The organism is Polynucleobacter sp. Adler-ghost, assembly GCF_018688495.1.
GTDB lineage: Bacteria > Pseudomonadota > Gammaproteobacteria > Burkholderiales > Burkholderiaceae > Polynucleobacter.
The window spans coordinates 594,901-618,271 of sequence record NZ_CP061320.1; the positions used below are offsets into that span (position 1 = coordinate 594,901).

A 23,371-nucleotide genomic window follows, 5' to 3' on the forward strand; every position below is an offset into this window, starting at 1 on the left:
TTATAGGATTGCTTGATTACAATCGGTAGAACATGGCAAGAACAGCATATCCGAAGTCCAAAACACCTTTAGGCCTCCAGCCCCCTGAGAATCAAGGGCAGGGTAGGATGCCCCGTCTTCTTTTAGAAGCCCGCTGGTTTATCTCCCTTGGCCTTTGTTTGGGTTTGCTAGCTATTCTGGTGACTTATTCCAAGGCAGATCCAGCTTGGTCACACGCCAGCTTTGAGGCTCCCAAGAACCTGGGTGGGCGTTTTGGAGCCTATTTGGCCGACTTAATGCTCTATATCTTCGGTATTTCTGCATTTTGGTGGGTCGTGCTCTTTGGCCGCCGCGTTCTGACTGGCTGGCGTGAGCTTTGGAGTATTCCTCTCCCGCAGGATCCAGATGCTAAGCCAGACTCCTTGCTAGTGCGTTGGTTGGGCTTTGGGCTGACTTTATTGAGCAGTATGGGTATTGAGTCTATTCGAATGCATTCGCTGACCTGGGAGCTTCCTAGGCCTCCTGGCGGTATTTTGGGCGAGCTCATTGGGGATCCCTTGCAGATGACTCTGGGTTTTACGGGTTCCACCCTCGTGTTGTTATTTACTCTGTGTGCTGGCCTGTCCTTATTTCTGCACTTTTCCTGGTTAGAAGTTGCTGAAAAAGTAGGTCGCACTCTTGAGCTTGCTTATAACCGTTTACGAGAGCGTCGCGATAGCGAAGAAGATCGTAAATTAGGTGAAGCGGCTGCTGAAGAGCGCGAAGAGTTCGTTGAAGAGTTTCGTGGGCGAGTGGAAATTGCTAAGCCCGTTCAGATTGTTCGTGCCCCAGTAGAAATTCCGAAGAGCGCCCGCGTTGAGCGTGAAAAACAGCAGCCACTATTTGTGGATATTCCAGATTCAGAATTGCCGCCCTTGGCTCTGCTTGATCCCGTGCCAGAAGTAAAAGAAACGATTTCGGCAGATGTATTGGAATTTACTTCTCGCTTAATTGAGCGCAAGTTAGCCGAGTTCAACGTAGATGTAAAAGTCATTGCAGCCTACCCCGGCCCAGTGGTAACTCGTTACGAAATTGATCCTGCTGTTGGTGTAAAGGGTAGCCAGATTGTCAATCTCTCGCGTGACTTAGCGCGCTCACTAGGCGTAGTGAGTATGCGGGTAGTGGAAACTATTCCAGGCAAAACTTGTATGGCCTTGGAGCTACCAAACCCAACACGTCAATCGGTTTATCTCTCTGAGATTTTGAGTTCACAGGTTTACAACGATAGCCACTCTAACTTGACTCTTGCTTTGGGTAAGGATATTTCAGGTAGCCCCGTCGTTGCTGACTTGGCGAAGATGCCACATTGCTTGGTTGCTGGTACTACTGGTGCTGGTAAATCCGTTGGTATCAACGCAATGATTTTGTCCATTCTCTTCAAGGCAAAGCCTGATGAAGTGCGCTTGATCATGATTGATCCGAAGATGCTTGAAATGGCGATGTACGACAAGATTCCACATCTCTTATGTCCAGTGGTTACTGACATGAAGCAGGCGTATAACGCACTCAACTGGGCTGTGAATGAGATGGAGCGTCGCTACAAGCTCATGAGTAAGTTTGGCGTACGTAACCTGGCTGGCTTTAATAAAAAAATCTTAGAGGCTGAAGAAAAAGGTGAGAAGCTCACTAATCCATTTAGCTTGACTCCTGAGGATCCAGAGCCAATTTATAAAGCCCCCGTGATTGTCATCGTAATTGATGAGTTGGCAGACTTGATGATGGTCTCCGGTAAGAAGATCGAAGAGTTGATTGCACGTATCGCACAAAAGGCGCGTGCTGCAGGTATTCATTTGGTCTTGGCAACACAGCGCCCTAGCGTGGATGTCATTACCGGCCTGATCAAGGCTAACGTACCAACTCGTATTTCATTCCAAGTGAGCAGCAAAATTGATAGTCGTACGATTTTGGATCAACAGGGTGCTGAAGCGCTGCTGGGTATGGGTGACATGCTCTACATGGCGCCAGGGACCGGCTTACCGGTTCGTGTCCATGGCGCCTTTGTTTCTGACGACGAGGTTCATCGCGTGGTCGAGTGGCTCAAAGAGAAGAGTGAGGCCAACTACATTGACGGTGTTTTAGAAGGTGCTGATGAATCAACTATCGATGCATTGACCGGTGAAGGCGGAGGCGAAGCCGATCCCTTGTACGATCAAGCAGTAGCTATTGTTTTAGAAAATAAGCGCCCATCAATCTCTTTGGTGCAGCGTCACTTACGCATTGGCTATAACCGCGCAGCCCGCTTACTCGAGGATATGGAGAAAGCTGGTTTAGTTTCTAAGATGGGTAATGGCGGTAATCGCGAAATTCTCCATCGCCCTTCTGAATAAGGTCATCCCCTTGCGTAGATTTTTCCCGGTAGTAGTTTTAGGGCTCACAGTATTCCTATCTCCCAATTTAGTATTGGCGCAAAGCGAGAGTGGGGCTGAGCAGTTGCGTCAGTTTGTACGCAATTCTAAAACTGCAGAGGGTGAGTTTGTGCAACAGCAGTTGCGCGCACCCAAAGCTAGTGAGCCACAAGACAAAGGTTTAAAAGTGGTTCGCCAAACACAAGGGCGTTTTGTGTTTCAGCGACCAGGCAGATTTATCTGGGATACGCAAAAACCATATGAGCAAAAACTCATTGCTGATGGCAAGCAACTCATTTTGTGGGACAAAGATTTAAATCAAGCCACCTTTAGGCCTGCGGGGCAGGCTTTGGCTACTACCCCTGCTGCAATTCTATTTGGTGAAACTTCCTTAGATCAGCATTTTGATTTGGTCGAGGGCGAAGATCGCTTGGGTCTGAAATGGGTTGCCCTTGCGCCCAAGAAAACCCCCAATGCAAAAAATGGCAATGATCTGCCGTATACCAAGATCTCAGTCGGAATGGCCAATGGCCTGCCCAAAGCGCTGGAACTCATTGATGGCCTTGGGAGTGTTGTTTTAGTCACGCTAGATAAGATTCAGCTCAATGTGAGCCTACCCGCTAATCGCTTTACCTTTGTGCCACCTGCTGGCGCAGAAGTCTTACGCTTAAACTAACGTACATACCCATTAACCAATAGAGCATTACATGATTGATCCGCAATTACTCCGTAAAGATATCGCAGCCGTTGCTACCCGTTTAGCTACGCGTAAATTCCAACTCGATGTTGAGAAGTTCAACACCTTAGAGTCCGAGCGTAAATCCTTGCAAACTCGTACTGAAGAATTGCAAGCTAAGCGTAACCAGTTGGCTAAAGCTATAGGTATGAAAAAGGGCAAAGGGGAAGACGCCGCTGCTGAAATGGCTCAAGCAACGCAGATTAACCTTGATATGGAATCAGGTGCAGCACGCTTAGCAGTATTGCAGGTGGAGATTGCGGATTTCTTGATGGGTATTCCTAATTTGCCGGATGAAGCAGTACCAGTAGGTAAAGACGAGACTGAGAATCAGGAAGTTAAGCGTTGGGGCGCAATCCCAGAGTTTTCATTTCCCGTGAAGGATCATGTGGATTTGGGTGCACCCTTAGGGCTTGATTTTGAATCTGCTGCAAAGATTAGCGGCTCACGCTTTGTTGTTCTGAAGGGGCCTGTTGCCAGATTGCATCGCGCATTAGCGCAATTCATGATCGATCTACATACAACCCAACATGGCTATGAAGAGCTCTACGTTCCCCTCATGGTGAATGCTGCATCTATGCGGGGTACTGGCCAGCTGCCGAAATTTGAAGAAGACTTGTTTAAGGTCCCACGTCAAATGGGTGGTGAAGATGGGACGGGCGAAGCAAAAGTTGAAAACTTTTATTTGATACCGACAGCAGAAGTACCAGTTACTAATTTAGTGCGTGACACTATTACTGCGGCTGAAGAGTTGCCGCTGAAATTTGCTGCTCATACTCCATGCTTTAGATCCGAGGCTGGAAGCTATGGCCGTGACGTGCGCGGCATGATTCGTCAACACCAATTTGAAAAAGTAGAGCTCGTACAAATTGCAAAGCCAGAAGACTCAATGCGGCTACTTGAAGAGTTAACTGCGCACGCAGAAAAGGTGTTGGAACTACTTGAGCTGCCTTACCGAAAAGTATTGCTGTGCACAGGTGATATGGGCTTTGGAAGTACAAAGACTTATGACCTTGAGGTCTGGATTCCATCACAAAATGCGTATCGCGAAATTAGCTCTTGCTCCAATATGGGTGATTTCCAGGCTAGACGTATGCAGGCAAGATATAAAGCTGGTCAAGGTAAGCCGGAGTTGGTGCATACCTTAAATGGTTCTGGGCTTGCAGTGGGAAGAACTGGCGTTGCTCTTTTAGAGAATTGCCAGCAGGCCGATGGCAGCATTGCTATACCGAAAGCTTTGCGACCTTACTTGGGTGGTTTAGAGGTATTGAAGCCTCTTTAATTAAAAGGTTAGAAATTTAAATAGGCCCCCGAAAGCTATAATCACCTTTCGGTTCGGAGAGGTGGCAGAGTGGTCGAATGTACCTGACTCGAAATCAGGCGTAGGGTCAAACCTACCGTGGGTTCGAATCCCACCCTCTCCGCCAGCCAGATTCTGTATTTGTAGATACAGAAAAGATGTTCATCAAGCCCCGCCATGACGTGGGGCTTTTTATTTCAAAGGAGTATTACTGTTGCAATCGAGTCAGCAAATACTTCATGATGTTTTTGGCTTTGATCAATTTCGTGGTGCTCAGGAGTCTATTGTTGAGCATGTAGTTTCTGGTGGTGATGCTTTGGTCCTCATGCCCACTGGTGCAGGTAAATCACTGTGCTATCAGATTCCATCACTTGTTCGACGTGGTGTAGGGGTAGTGGTTTCACCCTTAATCGCACTAATGCAAGATCAAGTGGATGCGCTAACTCAGTTAGGCGTTAAGGCTTCATTTCTGAACTCTAGTTTGGATGCAGTGACATCTCAAAAGGTGACTAGTCAATTGTTGGCTGGAGATCTTGATTTGATCTATGTAGCGCCAGAACGTCTAATGAACCCAGGTTTTCTATCCATACTCGATCGACTACATGCGGGACCTGGAATTGCCTTATTTGCTATTGATGAAGCGCACTGCGTTTCGCAATGGGGTCATGATTTCCGTCCAGAATATCGCCAGTTAACTGTTTTACACGGGCGCTTTCCGAAGGTGCCTCGTATTGCCTTAACAGCGACGGCAGATACGCCAACCCGCGCAGAAATTGTGGAACGTCTTTCATTAGAATCTGCCGAGCAGTTTGTCTCCAGCTTCGATCGACCCAATATTAAGTATCGAGTTCTGCAAAAACAGAGTGCCAAACAACAGTTAGAGCACTTCTTAGATGTCGAGCACGCCGATGACTCTGGAATTATTTATTGCCTATCTCGTCGCAGTGTAGAAGAGACTGCGCAATGGTTGCAAGACCGCGGGTGGGATGCTATGCCGTATCACGCAGGCCTTAGCGTGGAGACGCGCAGCGCCAATCAAAAACGCTTCTTGCGTGAAGAAGGCGTCATCATGGTTGCAACTGTAGCTTTTGGTATGGGGATTGATAAGCCCAACGTCCGCTTTGTGGCTCATCTAGATCTCCCTAAAAGTATGGAAGGCTATTACCAAGAAACTGGACGAGCAGGTCGTGATGGCTTGCCAGCCAATGCTTGGATGGCCTACGGATTTGGAGATGTGGTGAGCTTGCGGCAAATGGTAGATGCTGGTGAAGCCTCCGAAGATCGTAAGAGGGTGGAGCGCCAAAAACTCAATGCTTTGCTGGGCTATTGCGAATCTACGACTTGCCGACATCAAACGATCCTGCGCTACTTTGGTGAAGTGCATGTGGGTAGTTGCGGTAATTGCGACAACTGCCTAGAACCAGTAGCTACTTGGAATGCCACACAAGAAGTACAAAAAGCATTGTCATGTGTGTATCGCACAGGCCAACGCTTTGGTGTGACTCATTTAATTGATGTGCTGTTAGGTAAAGTGACTCCTAGGGTAAAGCAATATTTTCATGAGCAGGTGAGTACATTTGGCATTGGTGTAGAGCTCAATCAGACTCAGTGGAATAGTATTTATCGCCAATTAGTAGCTGGCGGATATTTAGATGCTGATATTGCATTGCATGGTGGCTTAAAGTTGGTAGATAACATTGCCTTGCCAGTGCTACGTGGAGAGCAGGAAGTTTGGCTACGAAAAGAGACGGGTTATTCCAAGAGCAGGGCCGCCAAGCCTAATGCAAGAAAAGGTTCTACACATCCCTTCAACAATATTACAGATGAAAAACTGTGGGAGGCACTCAAGGCTCAGCGGACTGAACTAGCACGTGAACAAGGGGTACCACCCTATGTGATTTTTCATGACAGCACTTTGCAGGAGATGGTGAAATCGACGCCCGCTACCTTAGATCAATTCAGTCGTATTGGTGGGGTTGGGCAAGCTAAGCTAGAGCGTTATGGAGAGCATTTTATTAAGGTCATTCAGGAGCATCTTGAGGCTAATTAGCTTAAATTAGTCACCTGAGATTACTCACCACAATCTGCAGAACTTGCAAGATCAGGAGTAGCAGTAGGGGCGATAAATCTAGGGCTCCAAAATTGGGCATTGCTTTTCTGATTGGCGCCAGTAGAGGCTCAACTAGTAGCGAGACCAAGTACTGAATCTGGGAGCCAGCACTAAGCCAAGAGAGAATCACGCTTGCAAAAACTAAGCCAACCAATCCTGAAAGTATCAGATCGACTAAATCAATTAAGGCCAATAGAAGCCACGAGATGTTAGTAAGAGCGGCTCCTGAGAGCAATAAAAGAATTGCTGTCTTTGCTGCGACCAGTAAGTAGGCAGCTAAAAAACTAGCGACATCAAAGCGACCAATACTTGGAATCAGCTTGCGAAGTGGAATCACAATCCAATTACTCAGTGGAAGCACGTATGCACCGATTGTTCTGCTTTGGCCCGACCCCAGATTAAACGCGAGCCACTGGAGATAGCATCTCAGTAGACATGCGCCCGCGATGATACTAACGAGAACTTGGAGGAGAAGATTGGCGATTTGTATCAACATATGTCTATTGTATGGGGTTTAAAGCAGCGCTTCATTCGGACATCATACTTTCATGTTCTAATCCCCAGCAATATGATTACTGTCGTTATCGCCTCTTATAAGTACGGCCACCTTGCAGCGCACTGCATTGAGTCCTTACTATCTCAAACAAAAGCTCCCGCCAGAATTCTTTTTGTCGATGATGGCGCGCATGATTGCGGCCATTTACCTGACTTATACCCCGATATTGAATATATTCTCAGGTCTCAGAATTTAGGTACTGTGGATAACTTCCATGATGTACTAATGGGGATTGATACGGAATACGTTCTTTTCATAGGTGCAGATAATTGGCTTAGATCGGATGCGATTGAGCGATTATCCAATGCGCGTGCAGATATTGTGACTTATGACATAGTGGTTACTGGCGAGTTAAAGGAAGAGATTCATGACCGCGTTCCCGGTGAGACTAGGTCTCACCAAGGAGATCTCTATTGGGACCGTGAAGGAAAGCACCATGGTTCGATGATGTATCGAACCTCCCTGGGTCAACAAGTGGGTTACAGGGAAAGATATGCTGATGGCATTCATCCACAAGAGGATTGGAATCTTTGGGACAAAATGCGAGAGCAGGGTGCAACTGTGGCCAGTCTGAATGAAGGCCTTTTGTACTACAGAAGACATCGTGAAAATTTTCTAAAGTACGACCATCTCGCTGATACTCTTGAGGAAGAGGTTTAAGTGTCTAAGCTAGTGCTGCTCTTGTAGCACTCAAACTGCTTTCATCAAGGTGCAGCTTGATCCCCAATAGGCCTGAGCTCTCCCGCACGGGAGTTTTCCTGAGGCTAATTTCTAGAGACTTAATTTCCGAATAGCGAGCACATGCCTCAACTATCCTAGTGACCAATCTTTCTTGAGTCTCGTAATGTCCATCGGCAGCCAGACGATCGATTTCTAGGACAAGGGGATCGTAGTCGAAGACCTGAGTCATGAGATCTTCTGAAATCAAAATCAGTTGAGTGCTGATCCATAAAGTCAGATTCAGTAGATGTTCATCAGGGATGGTAGCGCCTGGCGCATACGTTCCAATTTGGGTATGCAGGCGGAGATCTTTTAATTCTATGCAAGCTGTTGATGTCATGAGGTATTTTTCGATTGCTTTTGTATGGAGCTTCTTTATTTGCTGAAGGTCACCACGTGATCAGCTACCAAGTGGATGCCAATCCTTTCACCAATTGCATGATCATGGTGGCTAGGTACAAAAGCAAAAATCTCAATACCGGAAGCAAGTTTGAGGGTATACAAGAAGTCAGCGCCTCTAAAGGTTTTACGCACTACCTCTGCTAACAGGGTGCTGTGGTCATCATGCTGAATATCATCGGCGCGCAAGAGGACATCGATTTCTTTGCCAACTTCTGCGCTGCGATCTTCTTCTAGGTCGAGCTCACCTAACTCAATTCTGACTTTGTTGTTAGCTTGGACCACGCCTTTCAGAAATACCCCGCGACCAATAAAGTCGGCAATATAGCGATTGGCTGGCTTGTGATATAGCTCGTAAGGGGCATCCCACTGCAGTACTTTGCCATCCGTCATGACGCCGACCTTATCGGCAATCGCAAAGGCTTCAAATTGATCGTGAGTGACCAATAATGCGGTAATGTTATTGGTCTTGAGAATTTCTCTCATCTCACCTGCAAGACGCTCTCTAAGTTCAATATCCAAACTCGAGAAAGGTTCATCTAGCAAAATTAAATCTGGCTCCGGTGCCATTGCCCTGGCTAGTGCCACACGCTGCTGTTGGCCGCCACTGAGCTCATGAGGATATGCATCAGCTTTGTCAGATAGCGAAACCCGCTTAAGCCACTCCATGGCCACTACAGATCTTTCATTGCTGGATAGGTGTTGTAAGCCAAAGGCAATATTCTCTAAAACACTGAGATGGGGGAAGAGGGCAAAGTCCTGAAAGACCATACCGACTTTTCTTTGATTGGGTTGGAGATGAGTGGAGGTCGAGCTCACTACCTGATCACGTAGGAGGATTTTTCCCGCTTTAACGGGTTCAAACCCGCAAATTGCTCTCAAGACGGTGGATTTTCCACAACCAGATGAGCCCAATAAGCAGCCAATCTCACCTTGAGTAAGATCGAGATTAAGGTCTTTAACCGCAGTAACACGACCTAGACCATCTCGACTGGGATAGTCGATTTCCAGTTCTTGGATCGAAAGCAGTGTGCGAGCAGAGTTCATCTCTATAATTTTCTCATTAATGCTAGTGGTTTAATACATAACTAGAGTCTAAACGGATTGCCGATTTCATGAATCGTATTGTGGTGCCACTTGCCCTGTTGTTATTTTTGCCCCTCTTTGGCTTGGCAGCACCTTTCCTATTCCCCGGGAAGGAGTTATTAGCTACTGGCACCCTCAGTCATTTATGGAACTTTGTGCTGGGTGGCTATATTGCCTCGACCTTAGTGCTAATTTTTGGCGTCGGAGTGGGAGTCTTTATCCTTGGGGTGGGTAATGCTTGGATCATTGCCAGTTATGATTTTCCAGGGAAAAAGATATTTGAGTGGGCCCTCATTCTGCCTTTGGCAGTGCCGACTTATGTCATGGCCTACCTCTTTGTTGATCTCTTGCAGTTTTCGGGTCCGATACAGAGTACGCTGCGCGCTGTGCTTGGAGTTGATGCGCTCTGGTTCTTTCCAGACCCGAGATCCTTAAGTGGGGCTATTTGGTCTTTTTCGTTCTGCCTCTTTCCTTATGTATATCTCATTACTCGCACGGCATTCTTAGAGCGCAGTGGTCGATTAATTGAGGTTTCAGAAACGCTGGGCTACAGTCCACTTCAAGGTTTTGTGAAATTGGTGCTGCCTATGGCAAGGCCTGCCATCTTTGCAGGTATGGCTCTTGCGCTGATGGAAGTACTGGCTGATTTTGGTGCCGTCTCCTACTTTGGCGTTCAGACTTTTGCAACTGGTATTTTTAAGGCTTGGCTCTCATTTGGAGACCGAGTGGCGGCAGTACAGCTTGCCTTAGGCCTCTTAAGTTTTGTCTTGCTCATTTTCTTCATCGAGCAAAGTAGTCGCTCTAAATTGCGTTATGCCTCTGCAGCTCGGGGTAAGCCACTTGCAAAGTCTCTGCAAGGCAAGAAAGCTTTTTTTGCATTTGCATTTTGTGGCTCTACCCTCTTGTGCGGATTTTTGATACCAGCATTTGCGCTCCTGCAATTACTCTTCAAGCAGGGCCTCACGATCGATATTCGATATCTAGATTGGCTGGGTAATTCTCTATCTGTTTCGATTTTGACAGCACTGATCTCCGTCGCGCTCGCTATATTTTTTGCTTACTCGGTAAGAATGAATGCAAGTTTAAGTTGGGTTAATCGGTTACTAGGCTTTGGTTATGCTTTACCTGGTGCGGTCTTAGCTATTGGCATTCTCTCGTTTTTAGAAATCTTTCAGCTTGCTTGGTGGATGTCTGCCAGTATGTTGGTGCTGATCTATGCCTACCTAGTCCGCTTTCTTTCCTCTAGTTTGCAAAGTGTAGAGGCAGGACTGGCGCGCATCACACCTTCAATGGATGCTTCAGCAGCGCTCTTAGGCCTATCTAAAGCACAGATTTTGAAGCGAGTTCATGTGCCATTACTCAAGCGCAGTCTGATTACCGCGGGCCTCTTTGTCTTTGTCGATGTCATGAAAGAATTGCCTGCAACGCTTTTATTGCGCCCATTTAACTTTGATACCCTAGCTGTCGCAACTTATCAGTTGGCCGCAGACGAGCGTCTTGCTGAATTAGCATTACCCTCCTTAACCATTGTTTTGGTTGGACTTTTTCCAGTTCTGCTACTTTCTAGGGTAATTTCTAAATCCTAATTGATAATCATTCGTATTTGTGATACATTAGATTTAATCTAATTCTGATCGCAAATATAGCAATGGCAAACCCACTAATACGAAAATTCCTAGGCAGCTCTGGATTGTTATTGAGCGCTTTTCTAACCTTGCCTTTGCAGGCTCAAGAAGCGAAAGAACTCAATCTCTACTCGGCGCGTCACTATCAAACTGACGAGGCGCTCTACAGTGACTTCACCAAAAAGACAGGCATCAAGATCAACCGTATTGAAGCAGATGACAATGCTTTAGCTGAAAGACTAAAGAGTGAGGGTGCGAATAGCCCAGCAGATGTGATTTTGATGGTAGATGCAGCGCGATTGTGGCGTGCGCAAATTGATGGCTTCTTCAAACCAATACAGTCAAAGTATTTAGAGAGTCGTATTCCGGCAAACTTGCGATCTCAGCCTGAGCCAGAGGGGTCAACTTGGTTTGGCTTTTCAACCAGGGCTCGTCTCGTGGTCTACAACAAGGCAAAAGTAAATCCCCTTGATGTCGATACTTATGAAAAGTTAGCTGAGACTGTAAACAAGGGCAGAGTCTGCACGCGCTCAGGAGCTCACCCTTACATGCTCTCATTAATTGGCGCCATGATTGAACGTCGTGGCGAGGCTGCCACAGAGGAGTGGGCAAAAGGCATGGTCGCTAATATGGCTCGCCCTCCTAGAGGTGGAGATACGGATCAGATTAAAGCAGTTGCTTCTGGTGAGTGCGGTGTAGCTTTAACAAATTCTTATTATTTGGTCAGGCTTTTACGCTCAACTAAGCCAGAAGACCAGGCCATTGTTTCTAAGATTGGATTTATTTGGCCAAATCAGCAGACGAGTGGTGCGCACATCAATATTGCGGGAGGTGGGGTTGCCAAGAGTGCGCCACATCCACAGGCTGCAAAACAATTTCTGGAATACTTAGCAAGTGACTCTGCGCAAGAGTATTTTGCTAACGGCAATAACGAGTGGCCTGTAGTGAAGTCAGTCAAAATTGACAATGAAGGCATCAAAATGCTCGGCCCATTTAAAGTAGAAAATATTTCTATTGCGGCGATCGGCAAGAATCAAATCGCTGCTCAACGCTTACTTGATCGTGTTGGGTATAAGTAAAATCAATTTACTAGGGTCCAAAGATGGCTAGAATGAATCTATTCTTTAAAAGATCTGGATTTCAATATGAACATTATCTCGCTTACTTTGGCGCTAGTTGTCTCAATGACCATGTTTGCTTGTGCAACACCCCCAAGTGAGTTTGGAGTCTACCGACAATCTGATGGAACGGTTGGGGTGCATGCCCCTAAATCCGCTAAAGATACTGAGGCTCAGGCAGCCGCAGTAGAGGAGTGTAAAAAATTAGGAAAGCGAGGCGCTACTATTGTCGAAACTCGTAAAACAGTGAACGACCGCTTTCCCATGACCTACATTTTTGTGTGTAATACCTACTAAGTAATCACTGCTTAGCTCAGCAACCATTTCTTAATCGATTTATTAACGCACATTGCATCTAAAGCTAAGCCAAAGAACTCTGAACCATTGGTAACCATGCTTTCAATGGCCTCAACCTTGCCAGATTTCACGCCACGCAAATAAGTGGCTGCACGATAGCGTAGGAAGTGCTCATTTGCACCTTCTTCGTTATCAGTAGAGCAAATCTCAAGGCTGCCATAACGGGTTTCTGGGTTGATATTCAAAATAGAGAGGCCTAATGCGCCAATCAGCTTTTCTGGAACGGGAATAGGCACGTAAGAGTAGAGAGAGACTAACTGCTCTTGTTCGTCGACTTCAATAATATGGTCAACATCGAACACATCCTTTTCTGTCAACTCCGTCTCACCAGAATCGCCTCCGCCAAAGGTAGACTCAAACTGCAACATTGCAGTATTGCTATCTTTAGAGATTTCGATCATGTCAGGATAGCCAAGTAAGCCTTTCCACCAATACATTAAGGAGAAGGTGCAAGGTTTTACTTCAACTAAACCCTTATTAGTCGATTTGGCAAAGTAGAGGCCGTAAAACTCATCATCTTCTTCGAGCCCATACTGATCAACTTTGAGTTTCTTGGGTGCAGCCGCTTTAGGAGATTTCTTCGCAGCTTTCTTTGGAGCTGGCTTTTTGGCTGCCGGCTTCTTCGCCACTACTTTCTTAATCGCCTTCTTAGCCGCTGGCTTTTTGCTTGCTGTTTTTTTCACTACCTTTTTCACGGCTTTTTTGGCTACCACCTTCTTGGTGCTAACTTTTTTAACGGCTTTCTTTGCAGGGGCTTTTTTTACCACCTTGGTAGCTACTTTCTTTTTTGCTGGAGACTTCTTTGTAGCCATGGTCTATTGCCCTTCCTATTGGTAGTTAATATATTTATTGCATCTTTGATCTTACTTCAGATCTTTCCATTTTTGCTGATACTGATATGGGGGATTTATCTTGCAATATCAAGCTTGTATGCCTAATTGATTTGAGCCTCAACAAAAAGCTAACGCCACTTACAGGCCTTATGCTAGCAAAGCTAATATTAGAAAATCAGTCCTAGTCTAAGGCTGGTAGGTGCCTTAGAATGACTTAATAATGAGTAAATTAGTCAAAATCACTATTAGCACCCTTGGCGGTGTAATCATCCTTATTGTTATAGGAGTATGGTACGCAGCCTCAACGGTAGATCCAGTGCAATTGACCAAATTACTCTCTGCCTCTGTAAAAACTGCTACCGGTAGAGATCTAAAAATTGCTGGACCAGTGAGCTTAAGTTTTTTTCCGGGGATTTCTGTTTCCGCAGAGGGTTTAAGTCTGAGCAATGCATCTTGGGCATCTGATTCTGACATGCTGACGCTTAAGCGCATTGATCTAAATATTAAAACGCTGCCGCTACTGAGTAAGCGTATTGAGATTGGTAATGTGAAGCTTGCTGGTCTGGAGCTATTTCTTCAAAAAAATGGGACTGGTAAGGCCAATTGGGACTTCAGTGCAGATGTCTCTGGGGACATGTCTGGCACTAAAAATAATACAGAAAGCCCCTCTGTTAGCGATGATTTAATCTCTATGGATAGTGTTTCGATTACGGATACTCAAATTCAGTATCAAGATCCTTCAAACGCGATATCAAGCTACCAAATTCAGCGTCTATCCTTGGCAGATAGCGGTGATAAAACAACCGTCTACCTCAACATGAGGCTTCAAGAGCAAGCTCTTGAGCTCAGCGGAAAAACAGGCTCATTCTCTAGATTATTTAAACAGTGGAATGTTTCCTCAACACAATTTCCAGTCGACCTCAACCTTACCATGAATGGTAAGTCTATGATGATTCAGGGTGAGGTAAGCAAGAATCGGAACTCTTTACCTGCAATCAATTTGACAATGAATTCAAAGGCATTCGACTGGCCTGTCTTGGGAGCATCGCCAAAGCAGTCTTCACGAGCTTTCAGTAGTAATCAGCCAGCAGCAACTGCGCATCAAGCACAACATCCACAGCCCAAATACTTATTTAGCGACGAGAGCATTCCCTTTGATGTGCTATCTCAAGCCAAAGGACAAATCGTAATTAATATTGGCGAATTGGGTTTGCCAAAACGCAAGCCTATTGACAATCTTCAGGCTTCCGTGAAATTGAATGGCCATGTGATTGATATTCCAAATCTGAGGTTTCAGATGGATAAGGGCAGTGCTGATTTACAGCTCAAACTTTCAGGGTTAGATGTGGCAAACCCTGTACTTACTGCCAAAGGGGTGACAAAGGATTTCACGCTGGAAAACTTACTAGCTAGGCTTGACCCGAGCTCCAAGGTGAGTGGGGGCAGTATGAAGATGGCGTTTGATGTGAAAACATCTGGAAGTAGTTTGCATCAAATGGCATCAAATTCAAATGGCAAGATTCAGTTGAGTATCAATCAGGCTCGCATGGGGGCGAATTTCTTAAACGATGCAGGTGATTTCGTAGTGACGCTGTTGGATTCAATGAACCCACTACGTAAAAAAACTAGTGAGACAGTTTTAGAGTGTGCTGTTGCCTACTTACCAATTAACAATGGCCAGGTCGCTATAGCTAAGTCGGTTGGAGTTGAAACGGATAGGTTGAATGTGGCTTTAGTTGGCTCTATCAATCTGAAGACGGAGGCTATTAATCTCACAATTGATCCACAAGAGAAATCAGGCCTCACAACGGGCTTGGATTTAACTGGAATGGTAAGGATGGGTGGGACGCTGGCAAATCCTAAGGCAGGCATTAATCAAGCTGGCGTGGTGAATAGCGCCGTCTCCATTGGACTTGGTTTTTTGACGGGCGGTGCCAGCATTTTGGCTGAGAATGCCAGATCAATGACTTCAAAGAGCCACCCATGCCGTGATGCGCTCCACCCCTGGTCTGATATTTACCCTGGGGCAGAGTAATTTTTAAAACAGTATTCCGCTGATAAAGAGACTGAATAATGAAATAAAGATGCTGGCAAAAAATGCGGTCCAAAAACTAGAAATCGTAAAGCCACTCACCACTGCAGACACCATCATCAGCACTAAGGCATTAACAACCAGTAGAAACAATCCCATGGTGAGGACGGTCAGTGGCAACGTGAAGAGAATTAATAAAGGCTTGACTACTGCGTTTGCAAATCCAAGCAGTAGAGCAGCAATCAAGAGTGAACCACCATCTGCAAAGCGTAAGCCGCTAAAAAGATAGCTGGCAACCCAGAGGGATAGAGAGGTTAAGCCCCACTGGACTAAAAATGGTACCAAGTTACCCATGGCGAGTGTCCTTCTTTATAAGAGCTACGTTAGCTATAACAAATGTTATCAGGGCTTTAATAATGCGGAGGGATTTCCTCTTTTGGGCTGCTGTTACCTGCGCCATCTCCGCTGCTAGTCTGCTCCTTGATGGATTTGAGCTCGCGATACAGAAATTCAATTTGTTGCTGCTGCTTGTAGATTGTTTGATTGAGTTGATCAATCAAATCTTCAGTAAAGCTAAGCTTGATTTCAAGATTGGTGATGCGATCATCGGTCATGTCAGTTTTCTCATCTTTTTCTTAGGCGTCGACCAATTCAAATCGACCATCTTCCATCTCCACTTTTGGTCTGATCCAAAAATCGTGTGACTGAAGGGATTCATAGACGTAGGCTGGCTCTAGATTGGCTTCGATATTGGCAAGTAAGACTACCTTATAGAAGCCACCCGTCTTAATATGTTTTAGCTTGCTGCCCGGCTTAAAGAGGCCGTCATCAGCATCTGCCATCTTTGCTTTACTCATGTCAAAAAAGTACTTTCTTAGTATGATCTACGGATGGCAAATTGCGTACCGTACTCTATTCTAGATATATCTCCGATCCCAGAGGGATTTACTGCTGCAGATGCCTTGCGGAATTCTTTAGATGTTGCCCAGCATGCGGAGGCTTTGGGCTATACCCGTTATTGGGTAGCCGAGCACCACAATATGACGGGTAATGCTAGCTCTGCGACCGCAGTTTTGGTTGGCTATATTGCTAGCGGTACAAAAACAATTCTCGTTGGGTCTGGTGGTGTGATGTTGCCAAATCACGCCCCCTTGGTGATCGCAGAGCAATTCGGTACTTTGGCATCAATCTATCCCGGCAGAATTGAGCTCGGCCTAGGGCGTGCGCCAGGGTCAGATCAAATGACGGCTAGAGCCTTACGGAGAGATTTGCTTGGGAGCGATGACCGTTTCCCGCAGGATGTGCGTGAGCTGCAACATTACTTCGGCCCCCTTCAGGAGGGGCAAGTTGTGAGGGCTATTCCGGGTATGGATACCGAGGTGCCGATTTGGATATTAGGTTCTAGTTTGTACGGCGCGCAACTAGCAGCCCACTTTGGCTTGCCTTATGCATTTGCGTCGCATTTTGCGCCCGAGCAATTATTGGATTCTATGTCCACCTATCGCGAACTATTTAAGCCATCAGATAAGTTAGCCAAACCCTATTGCGCATTTCTGATGAATGTAGTCGCTGCTGATACCGATGAGGAGGCGACCCATCTATTTACTACTTTGCAGCAAAACGTCATTCGCATGCGCCGCAATACCCGCGGGCAGTTACCACCTCCAATAGAAAATATCGATGACTTCTGCGAGCCGCATGAAAAAATGACTGCTGCTCAGGCTTTGCGCTGTTCTGCAGTAGGATCTTTGCAGACCATAAGAAAAGAGATGCAGTATTGGCTCGATCAGACTGGTGCCAATGAAATCATCATCACAGGTCAAATTTTTGACCATCAAGCTCGCCTCAAGTCGTTTGAGATTGCTGCCGAAGCTGCCAAAGGTTTACGCTTTAGTTCTATAGCCTAAAGGCGTTGTAATCGCTGGTAATCAGAATGTTTTCTGAGGCCGCTTTGTGAGCGATTTGAAGTACTGCATTATCTTTGCTAATGAGTATTGTTGGTCTGAGTTGATAGGCCAAATCCAAGAAAATCTGATCATCCGGATCCTGGCATTGCCAAGGTGCGGAAGCCAAATTTGAATCATCCTGCTGCTCCGCGATAGATTGCCATTGAGCCAAAATGGCTTTTTGAGTTTGTTTATCAAGCTTAAAGAGAGGGCGCGAGATGACATCGACAAACTCTTCAATTGTTTTCTGGCTGGCTAGGAATTGTGTTGCTTTATCAAAAAGCGCTTTCTTTAATTGAAGGGCTCTTTCGTCATTAAAGACAAAAATATCTAGCAAGATATTGGTGTCTAAAACTACAGGCTTCATTGCTGTTGATTGCGCCAGATTTCTGGGGTAATAGTAACTTGTCCCATATCCGAAGAAACGTATGCTTCACCATCCTGAATATTTACATGTAGCACCATACTGCGCTCAACTAGCTTATTCAGTTCTTTGGCCTGCTCTGCTGGAATGGAGATCACCTGAAGATTGCGGGCACGAGTCAATTTATTGGCAATGCCGTCCCACCAGATTTTGCTAGTGTGTCCGCCATAGCAGTAGACGATGACTTGATCAGATCGACCACAGGCTTTCAGAATACGTCTCTCGTCAGGCTGGCCTATCTCAATCCAGAGCTGAATGGCATCCGTGAGGTCTTTTATCCAGAGGTCGGGCTCATCGGTATCACTTAAGCCCTTAGTAAAAGCTAACTCTTCTTGTGCTTGCAGGGCAAACGCAATGATGCGTACCATCATCCGTTCTTCGGTTTCGGAAGGATGCTTGGCAATAGTGAGTGAGTGACTGCCGTAATAGTGGCGGTCAGAGTCTGCGACATGAAGGTCGGCTTTGTGGATAGTTGCGCGAAGAGCCATGGCATATTATCGCCCTTAAAATAGTCTTCACTGCGTATCCCAGTATTATTTCGAAAATTGCCCCTATTTAGTGTGTATCGTAGAGTCCCATGATCCGTATTACCGAACTTCGCCTCCCTATAAGCCATGCCCCCGAGGCATTGGAAGAGGCGATCTTACAGCGCCTAAAGATCTCAGCTCAAGACTTGATTCGGTTCAATATTTTTAAGCGTAGCTACGATGCCAGAAAAAACGTGTCACTGGCCTTTATCTATACAGTGGATCTATCGGTTAAAGATGAAGAAAAACTACTGAAACAGTTTTCGCATGACATTCATATTCGACCCTCACCGGATATGAGTTATCACTTTGTCGCCAAGGCCTCACAAGTCAAGAGTGAAGGCTTTGAACGACCGGTTGTCATTGGATTTGGCCCTTGTGGAATTTTTGCCGCCTTAGTGTTGGCGCAGATGGGTTTTAAGCCAATCGTATTGGAGCGCGGCAAACCAGTTCGCGAGCGTACTCAAGATACTTGGGGTCTGTGGCGCAAGAATGTCCTCAATCCAGAATCCAATGTGCAATTTGGTGAGGGGGGAGCAGGGACGTTTTCTGATGGCAAGCTTTGGAGTCAAATTAAAGATCCGAAATTTTACGGTCGCAAAGTCATTGCTGAATTCATCAAGGCGGGCGCACCAGAAGAAATTCGTTATGTAGCTAAGCCACATATCGGAACCTTTCGATTAGTGGGCGTTGTCGAAAGAATGCGTCAAGAAATTATTGAGCTTGGTGGAGAGATTCGTTTCTCACAAAAGGTCATTGGCTTTGATATTCAGATTGATCAGATTACAGGCGTCAAAATTGAGGGGTACCCTGATTTGTCTGCTAATCATGTGGTGCTGGCTTTAGGGCATAGCGCTCGTGATACGTTTGAGATCTTGCATGCGGCAGGTGTTTATATGGAGGCTAAGCCGTTTTCTGTGGGCTTTCGAATTGAGCACCCGCAATCCTTAATTGATAAAGCACGCTTAGGTCCACATGCCGGTAACGAGTTGATTGGTGCAGCTGATTACAAATTAGTTCACCATGCTAAGAATGGCCGAGCCGTCTATAGCTTCTGTATGTGCCCTGGCGGCACAGTAGTGGCAGCTACTTCTGAACCTAATCGGGTTGTCACAAATGGCATGAGCCAGTATTCGCGTAACGAGCGCAATGCAAATGCAGGCATCGTTGTCGGTATTACCCCGGATGACTATCCTGGCGGCCCCTTGGCAGGCATTGATTTTCAGAGGGCTTTAGAGTCCAAGGCATACGACCTAGGCGGATCTAACTATGAAGCTCCTGGCCAATTAGTGGGCGACTTTTTGGCTGGAAAAGCCTCTACAGAATTTGGCTCTGTAATCCCGTCTTATAAACCCGGCGTACACCTAACAGATCTTGCCGATGCTTTACCTCCTTATGCCATTGAAGCAATTCGAGAGGCGATTCCGGCTTTTGAGAAACAGATTAAAGGCTTCTCGATGAAGGATGCAGTGCTGACTGGTATCGAAACGCGAACATCCTCGCCTTTGCGCATTACTCGAGGCAGCAATTTTCAGAGTTTAAATATCAAAGGTCTTTACCCTGCAGGCGAGGGTGCTGGCTATGCTGGTGGAATCTTATCGGCAGGAGTTGATGGCATTAAGGTGGCGGAAGCAGTTGCGCTTGACTATCTCTCTCAATAAATTCATCACCTGATTGATAAAGAGTTCTCTGTTACTGGAACTGAATTCAAATAAAAAAGCGTAGTTTTATTCTGATTGATTGCAAAGTCAGAGTTATTTGATCTGAATCAAAAACTTATCAAAATAGCGTTGCTTTAATACCAATAAAAAATTTTAGTAGCCTGTATATTTGATTTGCATCAAATCGATACCCTATCTTCAACCTGAAAATCGATTGATCGAATTGATAACAGATAAGGGGTAAATCATGCGCATCAAAAATATAGTAGCTGCTATGGCAGCATTAGCTTCATTGGCTCCAGTGGTCGCTCAAGCCCAATCCTCGAGCGAGAACCCATGGATGGTTCGTGTGCGAGCAACTTATTTAGATTGGACAAATGGCCAAACTGAGACAGTTCAGTCCGCAAATTTAACGGCTCGTAAGCAGATGATCCCTGAGTTTGATGTCAGTTATTTCTTCACTAAAAATATTGCAGCGGAGTTGGTTCTAACTTACCCACAAACAGTCACTATTAATGCGGGATCCAATAGTATTGGTACTGTTAAGGCCTTACCCCCATCATTGCTATTGCAGTACCATTTCACAGATTTTGGTGCGTTTAAACCTTACGTTGGTGCTGGTGCAAATTACACTATTTTTAGTAATCGTAATAATTTATGGCTTGGCGGCAATCAATACACTGTTGATAGCTCAAGCTTTGGAGCCGTTGGTCAGGTAGGCATGGATTACATGTTAGATAAGAACTGGGGATTAAATATGGATGTGAAGTACATCTCCATGAATACAAATGTGAGTAGTGTATCTACAGGTACTAGTGTTGGTAAGCTTAACTTGAGCCCATGGACGCCAGCAGTTGGCCTGACATATAAGTTCTAAGTTAGTTTTTTAGTAATGTACTTTGGTGTTAAAAGTAAAGACCCTGCATACAGGGTCTTTTTTATTGTTTTAATTAATCAAGTGATCAATTAATTTCTTAAACTGAGTTTCATCAAAATGTAAGTTGTCGAAACGCTGTATTGCAGCATGCTCCGGTGGCTCTACTCTTCGCTTGGTGTACTCACTCCAGTGTTGTAGCTTGTATTCATCTCTCGGATCTGCGCGCCGCTCCATGCGGCTTTTAGCTTCACTCTCATCTAAATCAATCCAGGCAATTCTGATGCTCGATACGCTGGGCACACCAAGCTCTTCCGGCTTAAACATTCGACCACTTTGGATTTCACTAGAAAAGGGGCCCACTAGAATGACATTCACTCCGAGTTGCAGGTTTTCTTTGGCAATGGCAATGAGTCCCGCATACTCCCAATCCCTCAAGTTTTGGAGATAGAAAGGACTATCTCGATCATTGGGGTTATTGGTAGTGAGTTCCATGACATGGGCACTGTAGGCACCATACACCGTATCTTTATCTAAAAAGAAAAAGCTCTCTCCAGTCTTCTCAACAATGAGAGGCAGTGCTTTTTTAGCCAAAGTGGTTTTACCGGTACCCGCATGGCCGGCAAAGAGGATGAGTCGTGGTGCGCTAGGGCTGAGCTTGCAGGTCATTTACACCTTTATTTGGAGGTATTCCTGAAGTAAATTCTACTTCTCAATCCCATGTTTATTGGAAATATCACCACTTTGAGTGAAGTGACGATAATGTCGCCATGGCTTTAATCGTACTCACTGATGCAAAACTGGCTTTTGGCCACGTTGACCTCCTCGCAAACACTGCTTTCTCCTTGGAATCCGGGGAGCGGGTTGGCTTAATTGGCCGTAATGGCACTGGCAAATCCTCTCTCTTGAAGATCTTAGCCGGCATAGAAAAAATGGATGATGGTTTGCTGCAATATCAGCAAGGTCTCCGCATTGCCTATGTTCCACAAGAGCCGATATTTGAAGCTGAGGAGACCGTCTTCGATGCCGTATCTAAGGGTGTGGCTCAAGCCAAAGCTCTACGTGAAGAGTATGAAGCTCTTAGCATAGGGGAGTGGGACGATGCTGCTCACCATCGCCTAGATGAAGTGCAGTCCCAATTGGAGGCCTTAAGCGGCTGGAATTGGGAGCAACGCGTTCATGAAACCTTGGATCGTCTTCACCTTGAGGCTGATCTCAAGATTAATACTTTATCGGGCGGCACCAAGAAGAGGGTTGCTCTTGCTCGTGCGCTGGTAGAAATGCCCGATGTGCTGCTATTGGATGAGCCTACCAACCATTTGGATTTAGATTCCATTTCTTGGTTGGAAGATTTATTAAAAGAGTACAAGGGCTCTGTGATTTTGATTACCCATGATCGCGCGTTCTTGGATAACGTCTGCACGCAAATTGTGGAGCTCGATCGCGGTATCTTGCGTACATATCCAGGTAATTTCTCGGCCTATGAGGTATTAAAAGATCAAGAAATGAACTCAGAGTCTTTGGCTAATGCACGTGCAGATAAGTTGCTCGCCCAAGAAGAGGTCTGGATTCGTAAAGGAGTTGAGGCTAGGCGTACTCGCAGCGTTGCTCGTATAGCCCGTCTAGAGGCTCTGCGGACAACTCGCTCACAAAGACGTGATGCTGTTGGGCAAGTCAAACTTGCAGTCTCAGCAGGAGACAGAAGTGGCAAGATTGTTGCTGATCTGCAAAATGTTTCTAAGTCATACGAGCGCCCGATTGTGAAGGATTTCACGGCAACGATTTTGCGTGGCGATAAAGTAGGGCTGCTTGGTCCTAACGGCGCTGGCAAGACTACGCTACTTAAATTGATTCTCGGAACAATTGCGCCAGACTCTGGCACAGCAACCATGGGTACTCGTATCGAGGTGGCCTATTTTGATCAAATGCGTGAAGGTCTCGATCTCAATGCTTCTCTTGAGGATTACATCAGCCCAGGTAGCGAGTGGATCGAAATCAATGGCAATAAGAAACACGTGAAGAGTTATCTGAGCGATTTCTTATTTGCGCCGGAGCGTACTAATTCGCCGGTAAGTACTTTGTCTGGTGGCGAGCGCAACCGCTTATTGTTGGCCCGTTTATTTGCGCGTCCTGCAAACGTCTTGGTTTTGGATGAGCCAACCAATGACTTAGATATTGATACCCTAGACTTGCTTGAGCAATTACTTCAAGACTATAAGGGCACGGTATTCTTAGTCAGCCATGACCGCTACTTCTTAGATAACGTAGTGACCAGCATCATTGCAAATGAAGGCGATGGATTTTGGCGCGAGTATGAAGGTGGTTACGAGGACTGGAAAATTCAGAAGGCGCGCTCAGATAAGATTCGTGCGGCCAATGGTGGCCTTAAGGCTGCTGAGAAATCGGAACCCAAGCCAGAGGCAAAACCAGAAGCAAAAGCTGATTCAAAACCCGCTGCTGCAAAAACTGGGGTGAGCAAGCTTAATGGTAAAGAGCGGCAGGAATTAGAGGCCTTGCCTTTGCAGATCGAAACTCTAGAGACAGAGCAGGCTGATATTGGGATCGCTATGAGTAGTCCGGATCTTTACAAGAATGAGCCTGAATTAGCGGCGAGCATGCAAGCGCGCTTATCAGAAATCACTGCCGATCTAGATATCAAACTACAGCGCTGGGAGCTGCTCTTAAGTCGCTCAGAATCTTAATG

Annotated in this window: 23 protein-coding genes and 1 tRNA gene; 14 read left to right on the forward strand and 10 right to left on the reverse strand. The window is 45.9% G+C overall.

The features are described from left to right. Nucleotides 1-32: 32 nt before the first annotated feature. The 5 genes from ICV89_RS03135 (at nucleotide 33) to recQ (ending at nucleotide 6,449) form a co-directional block, all read left to right on the forward strand. Nucleotides 33-2,345, forward strand: a complete 2,313-nt coding sequence (locus ICV89_RS03135; RefSeq protein ID WP_215309609.1) for a DNA translocase FtsK — start codon at nucleotides 33-35, stop codon at nucleotides 2,343-2,345. After that, entirely contained in the window at nucleotides 2,305-3,039 is a 735-nt protein-coding gene (locus tag ICV89_RS03140) for an outer membrane lipoprotein carrier protein LolA (RefSeq protein ID WP_215309611.1), read from the forward strand. Before ICV89_RS03135 ends, ICV89_RS03140 begins: the two co-directional genes overlap by 41 nt. A gap of 31 nt (nucleotides 3,040-3,070) precedes the next feature. Continuing rightward, complete coding sequence (gene serS, locus ICV89_RS03145) at nucleotides 3,071-4,381, forward strand: serine--tRNA ligase (RefSeq protein ID WP_215309613.1); 1,311 nt, start codon at nucleotides 3,071-3,073, stop codon at nucleotides 4,379-4,381. Nucleotides 4,382-4,436: 55 nt separating this feature from the next. Then, nucleotides 4,437-4,526 (forward strand) — tRNA-Ser (locus ICV89_RS03150). An 87-nt stretch (nucleotides 4,527-4,613) separates the two neighbouring features. Next, complete coding sequence (recQ, locus tag ICV89_RS03155; protein WP_215309615.1) at nucleotides 4,614-6,449, forward strand: DNA helicase RecQ; 1,836 nt, start codon at nucleotides 4,614-4,616, stop codon at nucleotides 6,447-6,449. A 10-nt stretch (nucleotides 6,450-6,459) separates the two neighbouring features. On the opposite strand, the gene ICV89_RS03160 is transcribed toward recQ, so the two are convergent. Further along, a complete protein-coding gene (locus ICV89_RS03160) occupies nucleotides 6,460-7,005 on the reverse strand; it encodes a YggT family protein (RefSeq protein WP_215309617.1) in 546 nt (181 codons plus the stop codon). Here ICV89_RS03160 and ICV89_RS03165 point away from each other — a divergent pair, their 5' ends adjacent. Beyond that, entirely contained in the window at nucleotides 7,006-7,725 is a 720-nt protein-coding gene (locus ICV89_RS03165) for a glycosyltransferase (protein ID WP_215309619.1), read from the forward strand. It abuts the gene before it with no gap. Nucleotides 7,726-7,729: 4 nt separating this feature from the next. Here the strand turns inward: ICV89_RS03165 and ICV89_RS03170 are convergent, their stop codons facing one another. Both ICV89_RS03170 and ICV89_RS03175 read right to left on the reverse strand, forming a co-directional pair. Next, nucleotides 7,730-8,125: a dihydroneopterin aldolase gene (locus tag ICV89_RS03170; RefSeq protein WP_215309621.1), complete on the reverse strand. Its 396-nt coding sequence runs from the start codon at nucleotides 8,123-8,125 to the stop codon at nucleotides 7,730-7,732. A gap of 35 nt (nucleotides 8,126-8,160) precedes the next feature. Next, nucleotides 8,161-9,231: an ABC transporter ATP-binding protein gene (locus ICV89_RS03175; RefSeq protein WP_215309623.1), complete on the reverse strand. Its 1,071-nt coding sequence runs from the start codon at nucleotides 9,229-9,231 to the stop codon at nucleotides 8,161-8,163. A 68-nt stretch (nucleotides 9,232-9,299) separates the two neighbouring features. Between ICV89_RS03175 and ICV89_RS03180 the strand changes: the two genes are divergently transcribed. The 3 genes from ICV89_RS03180 to ICV89_RS03190 all read left to right on the forward strand — a co-directional run bounded on the left by ICV89_RS03180 (nucleotide 9,300) and on the right by ICV89_RS03190 (nucleotide 12,310). Then, complete coding sequence (locus ICV89_RS03180) at nucleotides 9,300-10,856, forward strand: iron ABC transporter permease (RefSeq protein WP_215309625.1); 1,557 nt, start codon at nucleotides 9,300-9,302, stop codon at nucleotides 10,854-10,856. Between the two features lie 62 nt (nucleotides 10,857-10,918). Beyond that, the gene (locus tag ICV89_RS03185; RefSeq protein ID WP_215309627.1) at nucleotides 10,919-11,974 is read left to right on the forward strand and encodes an extracellular solute-binding protein; all 1,056 of its coding nucleotides are present in this window, start codon (nucleotides 10,919-10,921) and stop codon (nucleotides 11,972-11,974) included. Between the two features lie 66 nt (nucleotides 11,975-12,040). Next, the gene (locus ICV89_RS03190; RefSeq protein ID WP_215309629.1) at nucleotides 12,041-12,310 is read left to right on the forward strand and encodes a hypothetical protein; all 270 of its coding nucleotides are present in this window, start codon (nucleotides 12,041-12,043) and stop codon (nucleotides 12,308-12,310) included. An 11-nt stretch (nucleotides 12,311-12,321) separates the two neighbouring features. Here ICV89_RS03190 and ICV89_RS03195 read toward each other — a convergent pair whose 3' ends face one another. Then, nucleotides 12,322-13,182 carry a hypothetical protein gene (locus ICV89_RS03195; RefSeq protein WP_215309631.1) on the reverse strand — a complete coding sequence of 287 codons (861 nt, stop codon included), beginning with the start codon at nucleotides 13,180-13,182 and terminating at the stop codon, nucleotides 12,322-12,324. 241 nt (nucleotides 13,183-13,423) lie between these two features. Between ICV89_RS03195 and ICV89_RS03200 the strand changes: the two genes are divergently transcribed. Beyond that, on the forward strand, nucleotides 13,424-15,238 hold the full coding sequence (locus tag ICV89_RS03200; protein ID WP_215309632.1) for an AsmA family protein: 1,815 nt from the start codon (nucleotides 13,424-13,426) through the stop codon (nucleotides 15,236-15,238). 3 nt (nucleotides 15,239-15,241) lie between these two features. Here the strand turns inward: ICV89_RS03200 and ICV89_RS03205 are convergent, their stop codons facing one another. From ICV89_RS03205 to ICV89_RS03215, 3 genes are read right to left on the reverse strand one after another with little or no spacing between them, the layout of a single operon-like run. After that, nucleotides 15,242-15,589 (reverse strand): phage holin family protein, encoded by a 348-nt coding sequence (locus ICV89_RS03205; protein ID WP_215309634.1) that lies wholly within the window; start codon nucleotides 15,587-15,589, stop codon nucleotides 15,242-15,244. 56 nt (nucleotides 15,590-15,645) lie between these two features. Beyond that, a complete protein-coding gene (locus ICV89_RS03210; protein ID WP_215309636.1) occupies nucleotides 15,646-15,849 on the reverse strand; it encodes a SlyX family protein in 204 nt (67 codons plus the stop codon). A 21-nt stretch (nucleotides 15,850-15,870) separates the two neighbouring features. After that, nucleotides 15,871-16,092, reverse strand: a complete 222-nt coding sequence (locus ICV89_RS03215) for a hypothetical protein (RefSeq protein WP_215309638.1) — start codon at nucleotides 16,090-16,092, stop codon at nucleotides 15,871-15,873. Between the two features lie 33 nt (nucleotides 16,093-16,125). On the opposite strand from ICV89_RS03215, the gene ICV89_RS03220 reads away from it, so the two are divergent. Next, on the forward strand, nucleotides 16,126-17,142 hold the full coding sequence (locus tag ICV89_RS03220; protein WP_215309640.1) for an LLM class flavin-dependent oxidoreductase: 1,017 nt from the start codon (nucleotides 16,126-16,128) through the stop codon (nucleotides 17,140-17,142). Here ICV89_RS03220 and ICV89_RS03225 read toward each other — a convergent pair. Both ICV89_RS03225 and ICV89_RS03230 read right to left on the reverse strand, forming a co-directional pair. After that, nucleotides 17,132-17,548: a putative toxin-antitoxin system toxin component, PIN family gene (locus ICV89_RS03225; RefSeq protein ID WP_215309641.1), complete on the reverse strand. Its 417-nt coding sequence runs from the start codon at nucleotides 17,546-17,548 to the stop codon at nucleotides 17,132-17,134. The two genes, ICV89_RS03220 and ICV89_RS03225, sit on opposite strands and share 11 nt — an antisense overlap. After that, entirely contained in the window at nucleotides 17,545-18,093 is a 549-nt protein-coding gene (locus tag ICV89_RS03230) for a YaeQ family protein (RefSeq protein ID WP_215309643.1), read from the reverse strand. The genes ICV89_RS03225 and ICV89_RS03230 overlap by 4 nt, the downstream gene beginning before the upstream one ends. A gap of 89 nt (nucleotides 18,094-18,182) precedes the next feature. Here ICV89_RS03230 and ICV89_RS03235 point away from each other — a divergent pair, with 89 nt between their 5' ends. After that, on the forward strand, nucleotides 18,183-19,793 hold the full coding sequence (locus ICV89_RS03235) for an NAD(P)/FAD-dependent oxidoreductase (RefSeq protein ID WP_215309645.1): 1,611 nt from the start codon (nucleotides 18,183-18,185) through the stop codon (nucleotides 19,791-19,793). A 247-nt stretch (nucleotides 19,794-20,040) separates the two neighbouring features. After that, nucleotides 20,041-20,670 (forward strand): OmpW family protein, encoded by a 630-nt coding sequence (locus ICV89_RS03240; protein WP_215309647.1) that lies wholly within the window; start codon nucleotides 20,041-20,043, stop codon nucleotides 20,668-20,670. 69 nt (nucleotides 20,671-20,739) lie between these two features. Here the strand turns inward: ICV89_RS03240 and ICV89_RS03245 are convergent, their stop codons facing one another. Then, nucleotides 20,740-21,336: an ATP-binding protein gene (locus ICV89_RS03245; RefSeq protein WP_215309649.1), complete on the reverse strand. Its 597-nt coding sequence runs from the start codon at nucleotides 21,334-21,336 to the stop codon at nucleotides 20,740-20,742. Between the two features lie 101 nt (nucleotides 21,337-21,437). On the opposite strand from ICV89_RS03245, the gene ICV89_RS03250 reads away from it, so the two are divergent. Next, on the forward strand, nucleotides 21,438-23,369 hold the full coding sequence (locus ICV89_RS03250) for an ATP-binding cassette domain-containing protein (RefSeq protein WP_215309651.1): 1,932 nt from the start codon (nucleotides 21,438-21,440) through the stop codon (nucleotides 23,367-23,369). Nucleotides 23,370-23,371 lie beyond the last annotated feature (2 nt).

Excerpts from the sequence above, each read along its gene's own strand:
- ICV89_RS03135 (WP_215309609.1), top strand. The coding sequence starts at position 33 with ATGGCAAGAACAGCATATCCGAAGTCCAAAACACCTTTAGGCCTCCAG.
- ICV89_RS03140 (WP_215309611.1), top strand. The coding sequence starts at position 2,305 with ATGGCGGTAATCGCGAAATTCTCCATCGCCCTTCTGAATAAGGTCATC.
- serS (WP_215309613.1), top strand. The coding sequence starts at position 3,071 with ATGATTGATCCGCAATTACTCCGTAAAGATATCGCAGCCGTTGCTACC.
- ICV89_RS03160 (WP_215309617.1), bottom strand. The coding sequence starts at position 7,005 with ATGTTGATACAAATCGCCAATCTTCTCCTCCAAGTTCTCGTTAGTATC.
- ICV89_RS03165 (WP_215309619.1), top strand. The coding sequence starts at position 7,006 with ATGTCTATTGTATGGGGTTTAAAGCAGCGCTTCATTCGGACATCATAC.
- ICV89_RS03170 (WP_215309621.1), bottom strand. The coding sequence starts at position 8,125 with ATGACATCAACAGCTTGCATAGAATTAAAAGATCTCCGCCTGCATACC.
- ICV89_RS03175 (WP_215309623.1), bottom strand. The coding sequence starts at position 9,231 with ATGAACTCTGCTCGCACACTGCTTTCGATCCAAGAACTGGAAATCGAC.
- ICV89_RS03180 (WP_215309625.1), top strand. The coding sequence starts at position 9,300 with ATGAATCGTATTGTGGTGCCACTTGCCCTGTTGTTATTTTTGCCCCTC.
- ICV89_RS03185 (WP_215309627.1), top strand. The coding sequence starts at position 10,919 with ATGGCAAACCCACTAATACGAAAATTCCTAGGCAGCTCTGGATTGTTA.
- ICV89_RS03190 (WP_215309629.1), top strand. The coding sequence starts at position 12,041 with ATGAACATTATCTCGCTTACTTTGGCGCTAGTTGTCTCAATGACCATG.
- ICV89_RS03195 (WP_215309631.1), bottom strand. The coding sequence starts at position 13,182 with ATGGCTACAAAGAAGTCTCCAGCAAAAAAGAAAGTAGCTACCAAGGTG.
- ICV89_RS03200 (WP_215309632.1), top strand. The coding sequence starts at position 13,424 with ATGAGTAAATTAGTCAAAATCACTATTAGCACCCTTGGCGGTGTAATC.
- ICV89_RS03205 (WP_215309634.1), bottom strand. The coding sequence starts at position 15,589 with ATGGGTAACTTGGTACCATTTTTAGTCCAGTGGGGCTTAACCTCTCTA.
- ICV89_RS03210 (WP_215309636.1), bottom strand. The coding sequence starts at position 15,849 with ATGACCGATGATCGCATCACCAATCTTGAAATCAAGCTTAGCTTTACT.
- ICV89_RS03215 (WP_215309638.1), bottom strand. The coding sequence starts at position 16,092 with ATGAGTAAAGCAAAGATGGCAGATGCTGATGACGGCCTCTTTAAGCCG.
- ICV89_RS03220 (WP_215309640.1), top strand. The coding sequence starts at position 16,126 with ATGGCAAATTGCGTACCGTACTCTATTCTAGATATATCTCCGATCCCA.
- ICV89_RS03225 (WP_215309641.1), bottom strand. The coding sequence starts at position 17,548 with ATGAAGCCTGTAGTTTTAGACACCAATATCTTGCTAGATATTTTTGTC.
- ICV89_RS03230 (WP_215309643.1), bottom strand. The coding sequence starts at position 18,093 with ATGGCTCTTCGCGCAACTATCCACAAAGCCGACCTTCATGTCGCAGAC.
- ICV89_RS03235 (WP_215309645.1), top strand. The coding sequence starts at position 18,183 with ATGATCCGTATTACCGAACTTCGCCTCCCTATAAGCCATGCCCCCGAG.
- ICV89_RS03240 (WP_215309647.1), top strand. The coding sequence starts at position 20,041 with ATGCGCATCAAAAATATAGTAGCTGCTATGGCAGCATTAGCTTCATTG.
- ICV89_RS03245 (WP_215309649.1), bottom strand. The coding sequence starts at position 21,336 with ATGACCTGCAAGCTCAGCCCTAGCGCACCACGACTCATCCTCTTTGCC.
- ICV89_RS03250 (WP_215309651.1), top strand. The coding sequence starts at position 21,438 with ATGGCTTTAATCGTACTCACTGATGCAAAACTGGCTTTTGGCCACGTT.